At 61.8% G+C, this 14858-nt stretch carries 9 protein-coding genes; 1 reads left to right on the top strand and 8 read right to left on the bottom strand.

Annotation, left to right across the window (positions count from 1 at the left end; all coding sequences use genetic code 11):
- Window positions 1-112: 112 nt before the first annotated feature.
- The 3 genes from AC6IZO_RS11610 to AC6IZO_RS11620 are packed head-to-tail and all read right to left on the bottom strand — an operon-like array spanning window position 113 to window position 1130.
- Window positions 113-481, bottom strand: coding sequence for a carboxypeptidase-like regulatory domain-containing protein (locus AC6IZO_RS11610; RefSeq protein WP_497804960.1), 369 nt, complete (start codon window positions 479-481; stop codon window positions 113-115).
- 39 nt (window positions 482-520) lie between these two features.
- The gene (locus AC6IZO_RS11615; protein ID WP_497804961.1) at window positions 521-940 is read right to left on the bottom strand and encodes a hypothetical protein; all 420 of its coding nucleotides are present in this window, start codon (window positions 938-940) and stop codon (window positions 521-523) included.
- Window positions 930-1130: a hypothetical protein gene (locus tag AC6IZO_RS11620; RefSeq protein ID WP_497804962.1), complete on the bottom strand. Its 201-nt coding sequence runs from the start codon at window positions 1128-1130 to the stop codon at window positions 930-932. The genes AC6IZO_RS11615 and AC6IZO_RS11620 overlap by 11 nt, the downstream gene beginning before the upstream one ends.
- Window positions 1131-1362: 232 nt before the next feature.
- Between AC6IZO_RS11620 and AC6IZO_RS11625 the strand changes: the two genes are divergently transcribed.
- A complete protein-coding gene (locus tag AC6IZO_RS11625; RefSeq protein WP_497804963.1) occupies window positions 1363-2208 on the top strand; it encodes a rhomboid family intramembrane serine protease in 846 nt (281 codons plus the stop codon).
- A gap of 128 nt (window positions 2209-2336) precedes the next feature.
- On the opposite strand, the gene AC6IZO_RS11630 is transcribed toward AC6IZO_RS11625, so the two are convergent.
- From AC6IZO_RS11630 to rpoB, 5 genes are all read right to left on the bottom strand, one after another.
- Window positions 2337-2651 carry a hypothetical protein gene (locus tag AC6IZO_RS11630; protein ID WP_497804964.1) on the bottom strand — a complete coding sequence of 105 codons (315 nt, stop codon included), beginning with the start codon at window positions 2649-2651 and terminating at the stop codon, window positions 2337-2339.
- Window positions 2652-2675: 24 nt separating this feature from the next.
- Window positions 2676-4154 carry a pyruvate kinase gene (pyk, locus tag AC6IZO_RS11635; protein WP_497804965.1) on the bottom strand — a complete coding sequence of 493 codons (1479 nt, stop codon included), beginning with the start codon at window positions 4152-4154 and terminating at the stop codon, window positions 2676-2678.
- Between the two features lie 5 nt (window positions 4155-4159).
- A complete protein-coding gene (locus tag AC6IZO_RS11640; RefSeq protein ID WP_497804966.1) occupies window positions 4160-5050 on the bottom strand; it encodes a YihY/virulence factor BrkB family protein in 891 nt (296 codons plus the stop codon).
- Window positions 5051-5351: 301 nt separating this feature from the next.
- Window positions 5352-9557: a DNA-directed RNA polymerase subunit beta' gene (gene rpoC / locus AC6IZO_RS11645; protein WP_497804967.1), complete on the bottom strand. Its 4206-nt coding sequence runs from the start codon at window positions 9555-9557 to the stop codon at window positions 5352-5354.
- Between the two features lie 201 nt (window positions 9558-9758).
- Window positions 9759-14243 carry a DNA-directed RNA polymerase subunit beta gene (gene rpoB / locus AC6IZO_RS11650; protein ID WP_497804968.1) on the bottom strand — a complete coding sequence of 1495 codons (4485 nt, stop codon included), beginning with the start codon at window positions 14241-14243 and terminating at the stop codon, window positions 9759-9761.
- Window positions 14244-14858 lie beyond the last annotated feature (615 nt).

A 14858-nucleotide genomic window follows, 5' to 3' on the forward strand; every position in this document is an offset into this window, starting at 1 on the left:
TTTGCCCGCGGAAGGCACCGGAACATACCGCTACACGCCCCGAGCACAATCGGTGCAGACACACGAAAGCCGGGCGCTTGGCCCGGCTTCGCAATCTTGTCTGCGCGTGTGTCTACTTATCGAGCTTCAGGTTGATGCGAATCTGCGGGCGCGTGTCGAAGGTGCTCAGCGTCTTGGTGTCACTGCGCTTGCCATCCTTCTCGGCGTGCACTTCGTAGTCGATGTTCAACGACAGCGAGTGGAAGTGGTAGCTGCCGTCGGGGCCGGCGATGTAGGTCTTGGTCATCTGTGTCTTGGTGTTCTTCAAATAGACCAGGGCCTGCGGCACGGGCTTGTCCTGCTTGTCCGTGACAAAACCAAGAAGGGTACGAGTGCCGGGTGCGGGCTTGGGCTGCGAGCCGTCAAGCTGCGCGGCGGCCACCGATACCAAGGCGAACGCAATCACCGCAATCAGTGCGAACCACTTCCTCGAGACGTTCATTCCATGACCTCCGGGCTGCCCGTCTGTATTGTATCGGCTTTACTCGGGAAGATGAATGCTGGTGTCAAAGCGCGTGGAGAGCGAACCGACGTCAATGGTCACCTCGGGCTTCGCCTTTCCTTTGGGAACCTTGATATCGGCCTGCAACACGTACTGACCCAGCTTGGAGACGTGGAAGCCGAGCTCGCCGTGGTGATCGCTCACGGCCTGGTCGCGAAACTTCTTTTCGCTGGCAAGACGCAGGCGCACGGGCACGCCATAGACCGGGCGGTCATGCGCGTCCCACACGGTGCAGAAGATGATGGCAAAGTCGGGCACGTGTTCCACCGCGCCCTTTGACTTGCTGCTTTGCGGCGCGCCGGCCGCCAAGGCCAGCGGCGCCATCAGAGCACACAACAACACGGCGCACAGCGTCGTACGCAGCGCGCTCCGTGGGATGAGGAGCGGATTAATATTCACCTTCCTCTTCGTCTTCCTCGTCTTCGTCTTCCTCGTCCTCGTCTTCATCCGCGACGCGGCTCAACTCCAACGGATCGACCGCGACCACTTCAAAGTCTGTCCCGCACTCGGCGCAGGAGACGACTTCACCTTCGTCCAGCTCGTCTTCTTCAATGTCGAGATCGCTCTCGCACTCGGGGCATAAAACCATGGTTTCCTCCAGATGCCGCTTTTATATTTAGAATCTCCCCGCATGCAGCGTCAAGGGGAGTCATGCAAGGAATTGTGTAAAGTTTCCCTTAAATTTTTCCGGCCCCGGGCGGCGCATTGCAATTGACAAACGCTAATCGGCTTTCCGCCCCCGGCAGTCGCGCGCACGGCCCCCGCCGCGATACGATGGAAGCGACAGGAAAGAACGAGGAACAAGAGCTATGCGTGGTGGAATGACACTCAGCCTGCCGCCGTTCACGCGGGCAGTCAAAGCGCTCATCGTCGTGAACACCGCTGTCTTTGCGCTGATGGTGCTGCTGCCGCTCGTCGGCCTTGGGACGCTGGCCGCATATATGAAGGTCTACGGCTACCTCTCCGTGCCGGCGGTGCTGCACGGCGCGGTGTGGCAGCTGGTCACCTATGCATTCTTCCACATCGGCTTCAGCCACCTGTTCTTCAACATGTTCACCCTGTGGATGTTTGGGGCGCAGTTTGAGGCCGCCTGGGGGCGTAACCGCTTTCTCGAATTCTTTTTCTGGTGCGTGCTCGGCGCCTCGCTCTCCACGATAGCCATTGGGCTGATTGGGCGCCTGCTGCTCACAGCCGCGCCGCTGCCGCTGTTCGCCATTCTGGCCGACGTCTGGAACCACCCCACGGCCGGCGCTTCGGGCGGCATCTACGGCCTGCTGATCGCTTTTGCCATGCTTTACGGGGACCGCGAGGTCTTCCTCTTCCCCATCCCATTCTCGATCAAGGCGCGCTACATGGCGTACCTGTGGATTGCCATTGCGCTGGTGGGAGCCTTGGGCGAAACGGGTGGCGTGGCCAACTTCGCGCACCTGGGCGGCATGCTCTTTGGCTGGATTTACCTGCGCTTCCTGCCCTCACGCGGCCTGGGCTTTGCCTCCAGCGAGGGCTACTACGGCATGCGCAACTGGTACTACCGCTGGAAGCGCAAGCGCGCGCAGAAGAAGTTTGAGGTCTACATGAACAAGCACCGCAAGGATGACGCCTACCTGCACAACAACGACCGCGACAACTCCGGACGCGGTGGCTCGCAGGGCCCCTGGGTCAATTAGAGAATAGGGTTCCGACATGCAAAGGCGCGGGCCTGTGGCCCGCGCCTTTTTCATGCAATCAATTTTTCCGAAGCAGATTCCACGCGCCGCCGATGCGCCGCGCATGGCAATTCACACCAATCTTGCGTCTACCCCTTCGGCACTGTGGAGAAGACCGGCTGCAACGTCTCATAGGTGGTGGTGACGTCGCAGATCTCGGTGAGCTGCTTCCAGAAGTGATGGACGTCAGGGTCGTGCTGCGCCTCGCTGCGAACCTCTTCCGACTTCCAGATGCGCAGGTGAACGAACTGCACGGGCTGTTTGGCCACGCGGTACAGAATGTCACGGCTGTAGCCCTTCTGGCTCATCATGGTGTAGAAGTCGCGCAGCAGTTTCTGCGTGGCTTCCTCCTGCCCTTCAAACGGGCTGAGGACGGCGAGGGAGAGGATTTCAGTATTCGGCATCAGTTCTTCCTGTCGTGAACCATCTTACTTCTTCTGCGCGGGCGGGGCGGCCAGAACCTCGCGGAGACGCATAAAATTCGTGGAGCCGGTGGTGGCCTGCGTGCCGGCGGCAATCGCCATGATGTCGCCTTTGCGCGCCACGCCGTGCTCGACCAGGTAGCCCTCGGAGAGAGCGATCATCTGCTCAACCGACTGAGCCTGCTCGACCGGTACCGGGTGCACGCCCCAGTAAAGGTTCATACGGTTGCACACCGGGGCCAGGTGGGAGAAGGCATAGACCGGCGTCCGCGGCCGGTACTTGGAAATCAGCCGCGCCGTGTTGCCGCTCTCGGAAAAGACGGCGATGGCGCGCAGCTTCAGGTCCTCGGCCACGTGCGCCACCGATTCGCAGATGGCCTCAGCAATGGTGAGGTTGTGCGGCACGTGCTGGCGCGTGGGCGGCATGTTGTGCAGCATGTGATCTTCGGCCTCAATCACAATGCGCGCCATCATGCTGACAGCCTCGCCCGGATACTTGCCCGTGGCGGTCTCACCGCTGAGCATGACGGCGTCTGTGCCGTCGAAGATGGCGTTGGCCACGTCGCTGGCTTCGGCGCGCGTGGGCCGCGGATTTTCGATCATCGATTCCAGCATCTGCGTTGCGGTAATGACCGGGCGGCGACGTTCGAGCGCGCGGCGAATGATGTGCTTCTGAATGACCGGAACCTTCTCCGGCAGCACTTCCACGCCAAGGTCTCCACGGGCGACCATGACGCCGTCGGCAACGTCGAGAATCTCTTCCAGGTTCTCGATGGCCTGCGGTTTTTCCAGCTTGGCGATGACCGGCGTGTTCGACCCGAGCGAGGCGATCTCCTTCTTGGTGCGGAGCACATCCTCGGCGGTTCGCACAAACGAGAGCGCGATGATGTCCACGCCCTGTGCCACGGCAAAATGCAGGTCTTCCAGGTCCTTCTCCGTCAGCGAGGGCACGGTGACAACCGCACCGGGCAGATTGATACCCTGATGCTCGCCAAGCAGGCCGCCGTCAATGACGACGCACTCCACGTCGTCGCCCTTCACGGCCACCACTTCCAGCGAAAGCTTGCCGTCGCTGAGCAGGATGCGCGAGCCGGGCGTGACCTCTTTGGCCAGCGTGAGGAACGTGGTGCCCAGCAGCGTCGGCGTGCCTTCCACCTCGCGCGGCGTAATGGTCACGCGCGAGCCTTTCTCCAGCATCACCTTCTGGTGATCCTTGAGCGCGCCTGTGCGAATCTTCGGCCCCTGCAGGTCACCGAGAATGCAGATGGTGCGTCCCAGTTCGCGCGCCACTTTGCGCAGCTTGGCGATATTGGCGCCATGCACCTCGTGCGTACCGTGCGAGAAGTTCAGCCGCGCCACGTCCATGCCGCGGCGCATCAACTCGGCCATCTTTTCCTCGGAGCTGCATGCCGGGCCGATGGTGCAGACGATCTTGGCGCGACGCGCGCCCTCGGGTGCAGGTTTACAGATGTTCGTATCAGGCATAATCTCTAATCTTCCATGTGCGGCTGGCGCACGCGAAGCTCATCGGGCTTCAACTCCGAATAGCTTCCGAACAGGTAGCGCGGCGAGCACAGGGCGTTGTACTCAGCTCCAACCAGCACCACCAGGGAAACGATGTACAGCCAGATGAGCAGCACAATGGCCGTGCCCACCGAGCCGTAGACGAAACTATAGTTGGCGAATCGACGCAGGTAGACGCCGAAGCCAATGGTGGAGGCGAACCAAAGCAGCGTCGCCAGCGTCGCACCGGGCAAAACACGGTGCCAGGGCTGCGTGCGCGGCACGCCGTGGTGATAGATGAGCGAGATGACCGCGATGCTCGTGAGGGCCGCAATCATCCAGCGTATTGCCGTCCAGAGACCCAGAATGTAAGGGCCGAATTCATGGCCGCCGCGATGGATCATCCACATCTCAATCTGGTAGCCGAAGGCCAGCAGAAAGCTGACGAATGCCATTGGGATTCCGGCGAGCACCACCAGCAAAAAGCTGACGACGCGCTCCTGCGTCATCGTCCAACTGCGCGGCATCTGGTAGGCACGATGGAAGCCATCCATCCAGGAGATCATCACGCCGGAGCCGGTCCAGAGCGTCAGCAGCGAGGTCAGCACGATCATGCGCGCGCCCACCGGCTTGTTGCCCTGGAAGTAGGTGAGCACCGCCGACTGCGTGCCTTCCGGAAGAATGCGTCCGATGGAATACGCCACCTGGCGGATGAACTGCGCGGTGGTGTGCGAGGCAGCCAGAATGCTGGCCAGCACCAGCACGGCTGGAAAAATGGTCAGAATGGCGGAGTAAGCCGCGGCTTTGGCCACGGCGAACTGGTCGTGCGTAAACGCCCGCCATACCGCTATCCGAAACAGCTTCAGGAACTTCCCCATCGCGATTGTCTGGTACCGCACACGTCCTTGTTGAGCACCTGAGCTTTCGCCTTGATTCTAAACGAGTGCCGCTCCAGTTGGGAGAATGAAGTTGGGTTCGGCGGGCAATTCTGCCGTTGCGACACAAAGAGAAACCCCGGTGCACATTGGCACCGGGGCTTTGAGTCTTGCGGCTTGCCCGCCTGGCTGGCGGCGCCGGTTAGTCGGCGTTGAGCTCTTCCGGCTCGTTCTCGCCTTCCTCCACCCCAACAGCAAAGCTGTTGGGGACCCCGGCCTGAAGCCTTCCGGGGTCCGTGTGGATTTAGTCGGCGTTGAGCTCTTCCGGCTCGTTCTCGCCTTCCTGGCGCAGCAGTTCCAGCGCCCGCTCGGCTTCTTCGTTTTCGCGGCTGATCTCTTCCTGCACCTTCTGGGCTGCTTCTTCCAGCTCCGGAGCCAGCCGCACGTTGCGGTAGTACTCCATGCCGGTGCCGGCCGGGATCAGGCGTCCGACGATGACGTTTTCCTTCAGGCCGCGCAGGTGATCGACCGAGCCGGTGATAGCGGCCTCGGTGAGCACGCGCGTGGTCTCCTGGAACGACGCGGCGGAAACCCACGAATCAGTGGAGAGCGATGCCTTGGTGATGCCGAGCAGCAGCGGACGGCCGGTGGCCGGCTTGCCGCCGTTGGCAATGACCTTTTCGTTCTCCTCACGGAAGCGGAAGCGGTCGACCTGCTGTTCGAGCAGGAAGCTGGTGTCGCCCACATCCTCGACCTTCACCCACCGCATCATCTGACGAACGATGACCTCGATGTGCTTGTCGCTGATGGCGACGCCCTGCAGACGATAGACTTCCTGAATCTCATTGACCAGGTAGGCCTGCAGTTCCTTCTCGCCGAGCACGGCCAGAATGTCGTGCGGGTTCAGCGGGCCATCCATCAGCTGTTCGCCGGCGCGGATGCGCTCGCCTTCCTGCACGTTCACGTGGACGCCGCGCGGCACGGAGTATTCCTTTTCCGTTCCGTCGTCGGCCACCACGTACACCTTGCGCTGGCCCTTGCTCACTTCGCCCAGCTTGACCTCGCCGTCGATCTCGCTCATGACGGCCGTCTCACGCGGCTTGCGCGCTTCGAACAGTTCCACCACGCGCGGCAGACCGCCGGTGATGTCCTTGGTCTTGGTCGATTCGCGCGGAATCTTCGCGAGCACATCGCCCGGGAAGGTCTCGTCGCCGTCGGCCACCATCAGGTGTGCGCGTGAAGGCATCAGGTAACGCTTGTTGCCCTTGGCGCCCTTGATGACGATGGCGGGCTGGCGCTTTTCATCCGGCGAATCCATGACCACCTGACGCGACAGACCGGTGACTTCGTCGACTTCCTCGTGCAGCGTCAGGCCTTCCTGCAAATCCTTGAAGGCCACGGTGCCGCCGATTTCGGTCAGGATGGAGAAGGTGTACGGGTCCCACTCGACCAGCAACTGGCCGACCTGAACCTGATCGCCTTCGTTCACCTTGACGTGCGCGCCGTACACGATGGAGTAGCGCTCCTTTTCGCGGCCCTTGTCGTCCATGACCACGATGGAGCCGTTGCGGTTCATCACCACCAGGTCGCCGGCCTTGCTCTTAACCGTCATCAGGTTGATGAAGCGCACCGTGCCGTTGTTCTTCGCATCCTGGCGCGACTGCTCGCTGACTCGCGACGCCGTGCCGCCGATGTGGAAGGTACGCATGGTGAGCTGCGTTCCCGGTTCGCCGATGGACTGCGCGGCGATCACGCCGACCGCCTCGCCCAGTTCCACCGTGCGACCGGTGGCCAGGTTGCGGCCGTAGCACTTCACGCAGGCGCCACGCTTCGATTCGCAGGTCAGCACCGAGCGGATCTTGACGCGCTCAACGCCGGCAGCCTGAATCGCGATGGCGATTTCCTCCGTGATGTCGCCGTTGACGTCGACGATCACGTTACCTTCGTAGTCCTTGATCTTCTCGAGCGAGACGCGGCCCACAATGCGGTCGCGCAGCGGCTCGATAATGTCACCGGACTCGACGATGGAGCCGACGTAAATGCCGTCGACCGTGCCGCAGTCGTACTCGCTGATGATCACGTCCTGCGCCACGTCGACCAGTCGGCGGGTCAGGTAGCCCGAGTCGGCCGTCTTCAAAGCGGTATCGGCCAGGCCCTTACGCGCGCCGTGCGTCGAGATGAAGTACTCGAGCACCGTCAGGCCTTCGCGGAAGTTCGCCGTGATCGGCGTCTCGATGATTTCGCCCGAAGGCTTGGCCATCAAGCCGCGCATACCGGAGAGTTGGCGGATCTGCTGTTTGGAACCGCGGGCGCCGGAATCGGCCATCACGTAAATCGGGTTGATGACGCCTTCCTTGTCGCGCTGCTTCATGGCGCCGAACATCTCGTCGGCCACCTTTTCGGTGACGCCCGACCAGATTTCGATGACCTTGTTGTAGCGCTCGCCGTTGGTGATGGCGCCGTCCAGGTACTGCTGCTGAATGGCGATACGGGCGTCCTGCGCGGCCTTGACCGTTCCCTTCTTGCTGTCCGGGATGACCATGTCGTCGATGCCGATGGACAGGCCGGAGCGGGTGGCCGACTGGAAGCCGAGGGTCTTCACCTCGTCCAGCATGCGCACGGTCGTTTCCAGACCGAAGCGCAGGTAGCAGTAGTTGACGAGCTGGCCGATGCCCTTCTTCTTGATCAGGCCGTTGATGAACGGCATCTCCGGAGCGGCCGCGCGCAGGCGGTCGTTCAGGATGGCGCGGCCCACCGTGGTGTTGACGAACTGGCGGCTCAGCGTCACCGGCTCGGTGTGCATGATCTCCTGATCGTCATACGCGGTGGTCAGGTCGATGACCTCGCCGGTGTAGCGCAGGCGGATCGGCGTCAGCGTCTCCACCTCGCCGGCCTCGCGTGCCAGCAGCACTTCTTCAATGTCGCTGAACGCGCGGCCTTCGCCGCGGGCATCCACCTTCGCCTTGGTCAGGTAGTAGATGCCGAGCACCATGTCCTGCGTCGGGACCGTGATTGGCGCGCCCGAAGCCGGGGACAGAATGTTGTGCGAGGCCAGCATCAGAACGCTGGCTTCAATCTGCGCTTCCGGAGATAGCGGAATGTGCACAGCCATCTGGTCACCGTCGAAGTCGGCGTTGAACGCCGTGCAGACGAGCGGGTGAATCTTGATGGCCTTGCCTTCCACCAGCACCGGCTCAAAGGCCTGAATGCCCAGGCGGTGCAGGGTTGGAGCGCGGTTCAACATCACCGGGTGGTCCTTGATGACCTCTTCCAGAATGTCCCACACGATCGGGTCCTGCTGCTCCACCATTTCCTTGGCCTGCTTGATGGTGGTGCAGTGGCCGGTCTGCTCCAGGCGGTGATAGATGAACGGCTTGAACAGCTCAAGCGCCATCTTCTTCGGCAGACCGCACTGGTGCAGCTTCAACTCCGGACCGACGACGATGACCGAACGGCCCGAGTAGTCAACGCGCTTGCCCAGCAGGTTCTGACGGAAGCGGCCCTGCTTGCCCTTCAGCGTATCGCTCAGGGACTTCAGCGGGCGGTTGTTGGCGCCACGCAGCACGCGGCCGCGGCGGCCGTTATCGAACAGCGCGTCCACCGCTTCCTGCAGCATGCGCTTTTCATTGCGCACGATGACTTCCGGAGCGTGCAGATCCATCAGCTTCTTCAACCGGTTATTGCGGTTGATGACGCGACGGTACAGGTCATTCAAATCCGACGTGGCAAAGCGGCCGCCGTCGAGTGGAACCAGCGGGCGCAGTTCCGGCGGAATGACCGGAATCACGTCGAGAATCATCCACTGCGGCTTGTTGCCGCTCTTGCGGAACGCTTCGGTGACCTTCAGCCGCTTGGCGTACTTCAACCGCTTCTGCAGAGAGGTCTCGTTGCGCATCTTTTCGCGCAGCTCGACGGAAAGCGTTTCGGTGTCAACGCGCTTCAACAGTTCCTTGATCGCCTCGGCGCCCATCATGGCCTTGAAGCCGGTGGGACGGAACTGCTGATCGAGTTCGCGGAACTTCGATTCTTCCTTGATGATGTCGCGCTCTTTGACCGGCGCTTCACCGGCTTCGACGACCACGTAGGCCTCGAAGTAGAGCACGCTCTCAAGGTCGCGCAGGGAGATATCGAGAATGTGGCCGATACGGCTGGGCAGGCCCTTGAAGAACCAGACATGCGAGCAGGGCGATGCCAGCTCGATGTGGCCAAGGCGCTCGCGGCGAACCTTGCTGAGCGTGACTTCCACGCCGCACTTGTCGCAGATCACGCCGCGGTGCTTCATGCGCTTGTACTTGCCGCACAAGCACTCCCAGTCGGTGACCGGGCCGAAGATGCGGGCGCAGAACAGGCCGTCGCGCTCCGGCTTGAAGGTGCGGTAGTTGATCGTTTCCGGCTTGGTGACTTCGCCGTGCGACCAGCTGCGGATCTTTTCCGGCGAGGCGACGCTGATCCGGATCGCGTCGAAGTCCGCGATGTTGTTGCCGAGATCGAATGGGCTCGAACGGTACAAATTGCCTCCTTCCTGAACGCCGCTGTGCATTCAGGACCTGCGGTCTTGCGCGACCGCCTGCGGCTCCCAGCTAGCGACCGGCGAACCGGTCTCCGAATCCACGATCCGCGCGCCTGGGTGCTCCGTGTGCGGATCTTCGATTCTTCAGAACTCAAGCGGGGAGGCGCGGTGCCAGTGGCTCCGCGCTCCCCGTGCAACCGTTTAGTCGGCGGCCACCGTCACGGGCTCAGCCGGCGGCAACTGCTCGTTCTCCTTCACCTTGATCAACTCAACATCAAGGCAGAGCGACTGCAGTTCTCGGATAAGCACGTTGAACGATTCCGGCACGCCCGGCTCGATCGCCGCTTCGCCCTTCACGATGGCCTCGTAAATCTTGGTGCGGCCAAACACGTCGTCGGACTTGGCGGTGAGCAGCTCCTGGAGGATGTGGGCGGCGCCGTAAGCTTCCAGCGCCCACACTTCCATTTCTCCGAAGCGCTGGCCACCGAACTGCGCCTTGCCGCCCAGCGGCTGCTGGGTGATCAGCGAGTACGGTCCAATCGAACGCGCGTGAATCTTGTCGTCGACCAGGTGAGACAGCTTCAGCATGTAGATGTACCCGACGGTGGCCGGCTGCTCGAAGCGCTCGCCCGTCATGCCGTCATACAGGTACGTCTTGCCGGAAGTCGGCAGCTCGCAGCGCTCCAACAGCGCCTTGATCTCCTCTTCCCTGGAGCCATCAAAGACCGGCGTCGCAAAGTAGGCGCGGTCCTTCAGGTCGTCGGCGAACTTCAGCAGCGTTTCCTCGTCCAGGTCGTCGAACTCGGGCACGAACGGCATGCCTTCGAACAGCTTCTTCAAGCCGGCGCGGATCTGCTCGGAGGCCTTGTTCTCCTCGAGCATCTCGGTCACCTTCTTGCCGATTTCCTTGCCGGCCCAACCCAGGTGCGTTTCCAGGATCTGTCCGACGTTCATACGGGAAGGCACGCCCAGCGGATTCAGGACGATCTCCATCGGCGTTCCGTCCTCGAGGTACGGCATGTCCTCTTCCGGCAGGATGCGCGCGATGACGCCCTTGTTACCGTGGCGGCCGGCCATCTTATCGCCCACACTCAGCTTGCGCTTCATGGCGATGTAGACCTTGACCAGCTTGATCACGCCCGGCGGCAGTTCGTCGCCCTTCTGCAGCTTGTCGACCTTCTCGCGGACGATCTTGCGCAGCACGTCGATCTGGCGCGAGGTCATCTCTTCGATTTCGTCGATCTGCTCGTTGACCCGCGGGTCCTTGTCGGCGAACTTGATGCGCTTCAGGTTGCGCGTCGAGATGCGCTCGATGGTCTCGCGGTCGAGGATCAGGCCCTTGGTCAGCAGGCGCTTGTTGGTGCGCTCGTCGTGCAGGTCGGCCAGAACTTCCTTGCCGCCCAGCAGGCCTTCCAAGCGCTTCAAACGCTCGTCGGTCAAAATGCGGATTTCGTCCGAGAGGTTCTTCTCGAGGCGTGCAACCTGCATCCCTTCGATCTGCTTGGCGCGCTCGTCCTTTTCCTGTCCCTTGCGGGAGAAGATTTTGACGTCGACGATGGTGCCCTCAATGCCCGGAGGGCACGTGAGCGAAGCATCGCGAACATCGCCGGCCTTTTCGCCGAAGATGGCGCGCAGCAGCTTCTCTTCCGGCGTGAGCTGCGTCTCGCCCTTCGGAGTCACCTTGCCGACCAGAATGTCTCCGGCCTTCACCGAGGCTCCGATGCGGATGATGCCGCTCTCGTCCAGATCGCGCAGCGCGTTTTCGCTAACGTTGGGGATATCGCGCGTGACCTCTTCTGGCCCCAGCTTGGTGTCGCGCGCTTCAATCTCGAACTCCTCGATGTGAACGGAGGTGTAGTAATCCTCCTTCACCATCTTTTCGGAGACGAGGATGGCGTCCTCAAAGTTGTAGCCGCGCCACGGAATGAACGCGACCAGCACGTTGCGTCCCAGTGCCAGTTCGCCGTTGTCCGTGCAAGGACCGTCGGCGATGACCTGCCCCTTCAACACGCGCTGGCCGCGCTTCACGACCGGACGCTGGTTGATGCAGGTGTTCTGGTTCGAACGCTTGAACTTCGTGAGCTGGTAGATGTCGCTGCCGACTTCGCGCGACAACTGCGTCGGATTGTGCTCGCCTTCAACGCGCACGATGATGCGCTCGCTGTCGACCGAGTCCACAATGCCGGAGCGGCGGGCCAGCACCACGGCGCCGGAGTCGCGCGCCGTAACGCCTTCCATGCCGGTGCCGACGATCGGTGCCTGCGCACGCAGCAACGGAACCGACTGGCGCTGCATGTTGGCGCCCATCAGGGCTCGGTTCGCGTCATCGTGCTCCAGGAAGGGCACGAGCGAGGCGGCGACCGAAACCAGCTGCTTCGGGCTGACGTCGATGTACTCAACGTCCTTCTTGTCGATCAGGATGAAGTTGCCGGTCTTGCGGGCATTCACCAGGTCAGTGATGATGTTGCCCTTCTCGTCCAGCTCGGCGTTCGCCTGCGCGATGACCCACTTGTCTTCTTCCCAGGCCGACAGGTAGAAGCTGAACGGCTCGTAGTCGACCAGCTTCTTCTTGCGCGAGCGCAGCTCCTCGTTGACCTTGAGAACTTCTTCCTTCTCGGCATGGTCGCCGACGCGGAGCTCGCTGTCACCGGAGTTGACAACGGTGACGTAGTCGAGCACGCGGCCGTCCTTCACCTTGCGGTAGGGCGACTCGATGAAGCCGTAGTCATTGATGCGGGCATAGCAGCTCAGCGACGAGATCAGGCCGATGTTCGGACCTTCCGGCGTCTCAATCGGGCAGATACGGCCGTAGTGCGTCGGGTGAACGTCGCGGACTTCGAATCCAGCGCGTTCACGCGACAGACCGCCCGGTCCAAGGGCCGACAGGCGGCGCTTGTGCGTGATCTCCGACAGCGGGTTCGTCTGGTCCATGAACTGCGACAGCTGCGAGGATCCGAAGAACTCGCGGATGGCAGCCATGACCGGCTTGGCGTTGACCAGGTCATGCGGCATCGCCGTCGACATTTCCTGGTAGACGCTCATCTTTTCCTTGATGGCGCGTTCCATACGGACCAGGCCGATGCGGAACTGGTTCTCCATCAATTCGCCCACGGCGCGCACGCGGCGGTTGCCGAGGTGATCGATATCGTCCACCTGGCCGATGTTCTTGCGCAGCTTCAGCAGGTAGCGGATGGTTTCATAGAAATCATCCGGCTCCAGAGTGCGCACCTTGCGGTCCGTGGCGTCTTCGTTGTCGAACAGCTTGATGTTGAACTTCAAGCGTCCGACAGCCGAGAAGTCATACTTGCGCGGATCGAAGAACATGCCGTGGAACAGCGCGGTGGCCGTATCCAGCGTTGGCGGGTCACCCGGACGCAGCTTGCGGTAAATCTCGATCAGGGCTTCCTGCGGCGTCTTGACGGAGTCACGGCGCAGCGTGGCCGAAATGATCGTGCCCACGTCGTCGCGCTCAGGGAAGAACACCTGAATGTCGGTCACACCGGCCTCGAGCATCTTCGAGAGCTTGCCCGCGGTCAGTTCGGCATTGGCCTCCAGCAGAACCTCGCCGGTATTGGTGTCAACCACGTCGCTGGCGACATATGCGCCTTCCAGATCGGCGACGTCGATTTCGATCTCTTCGATCTTGGCCTTCACCAGCTCGCGCAGGGTGTTGGCGTTGACCTTGCGGCCGGCATGCCCAATTTCCTCGCCCGCCTTGTTCTTGATGGCGTGCGCCAGCTTCATTCCGAGCAGGTTCGTCGGGCGCTCCACGCCCGGCTCCAGCGTCCAGAACAGCTTGTTGTCCTTCAGCGCAATGCGGTCGACCGTGTAGAACGTGCGCAGGATGTCTTCATCCGAACGCAGGCCGAGGGCGCGCAGGAAGATCGTGCCCAGGAACTTGCGCTTGCGGTCGATGCGCACATAGAGCACGTTCTTCTGGTCGTATTCGAACTCCACCCAGGAGCCGCGGTACGGAATGATCTTGCCGAGGAAGTAGGTGTGGTTGTTGGCCGTCTCGAAGAAGACGCCCGGGGAGCGGTGCAACTGGCTGACGATGACGCGCTCGGTGCCGTTCACAATGAACGTACCGTTGTCGGTCATCAGCGGGATGTCTCCGAAGAAGACTTCCTGCTCCTTGATGTCGCGGATGGTCTTGTTGCCGGTCTCCGGGTCCTTGTCGAAGATGGTCAGGCGCATGGTGACCTTCAGCGGTGCGCTGAACGTCATGCCGCGCTCTTCACACTCATGCACGTCGTACTTCAACTGCATGCCCACCGGGTCGCCGCACTTGGAGCAGAAATCCGGGGTGTTGGCGTTATAGGTGCCGCACTTCAAGCAGAGCACGTCGCCCGGATGGAACGGGTCGGTAACGACCGTCGATCCGCAGGAACGGCACGTGGTGCGCAGGTGATGAAGCCCCTTCAGGTGTCCGCACTTGCACTCCCAGTTGCCGATCTGGTAGTCGACAAACTCCAACTGGGAAACATTGCGGAAGTCCGTGATGGGAAACACGGACTGGAAGACGGCCTGCAAACCGGCCTCGTCGCGCTCGCTTGGCAGCTTGTCCATCTGAAGGAAACGTTCATAGGAACGCTTCTGAACCTCGATCAGGTTCGGGATCCGGATGGTTGCCGGAATCTTGGAAAAGTCCAGGCGTTTGCGAAACGCTGTTTTCTGTTCAGCCATTGTGACTCCTCAAATTTGCCTGCTGCCACAAGCGAGACGCTGGCTGCGATCTTTCCGCCGATTGCTCGACAGCATGCTGCAGCACATAGCTCCCTCGTGGTTGCCGGGTCCGGCGCAGTGGCGCCGGGGCACGCGCGGCGCAGGGCCGCGCTTACTGCGTCCCAGCCCTGGACGCAGCTTTTGTGTCGCCCGCCCGCGGTCGCGGACCGCGGGACTACTGTTGCTCTCTGTCTACGCTGGCGCGTATTAAACGGAAGGAACTTGGACGCTCGTCCACCGGGGCGGCATTCCGCGCGAAGGGTTTCGGCAACCGCACGCGCCCGGCATCTACTTCAAAAATCTCTGAACACGTCAAAAGCCCGCAGGGACACACTTCCCTGCAGGCGCCTTGGACGGCGTCTTGTTCGCTTGTACGGCCTGTCGTTCAGGCCGCCGGCGCTGCTGCGCACCGGTCGTATGCATCTTCGTTTCCCGCGCCAGTATGAAAGAGCCTGTTCCCAGCCCACCCGCTGCGGAGCTATCGCATCTGGGTGAACCGTTTCGTGCTTCTCTGAGCTGCGACCTGCCTCCGCATGGCGGCCGCACTTCACTGCCCGGGAATTCCGCGATCTCCGG

The organism is Oryzophilus luti, from assembly GCF_059726245.1.

Coding starts and splice junctions, on each gene's coding strand:
- AC6IZO_RS11630 (WP_497804964.1), bottom strand. CDS start 2,651: ATGCCGAATACTGAAATCCTCTCCCTCGCCGTCCTCAGCCCGTTTGAA.
- AC6IZO_RS11640 (WP_497804966.1), bottom strand. CDS start 5,050: ATGGGGAAGTTCCTGAAGCTGTTTCGGATAGCGGTATGGCGGGCGTTT.
- AC6IZO_RS11625 (WP_497804963.1), top strand. CDS start 1,363: ATGACACTCAGCCTGCCGCCGTTCACGCGGGCAGTCAAAGCGCTCATC.
- AC6IZO_RS11610 (WP_497804960.1), bottom strand. CDS start 481: ATGAACGTCTCGAGGAAGTGGTTCGCACTGATTGCGGTGATTGCGTTC.
- rpoB (WP_497804968.1), bottom strand. CDS start 14,243: ATGGCTGAACAGAAAACAGCGTTTCGCAAACGCCTGGACTTTTCCAAG.
- pyk (WP_497804965.1), bottom strand. CDS start 4,154: ATGCCTGATACGAACATCTGTAAACCTGCACCCGAGGGCGCGCGTCGC.
- AC6IZO_RS11620 (WP_497804962.1), bottom strand. CDS start 1,130: ATGGTTTTATGCCCCGAGTGCGAGAGCGATCTCGACATTGAAGAAGAC.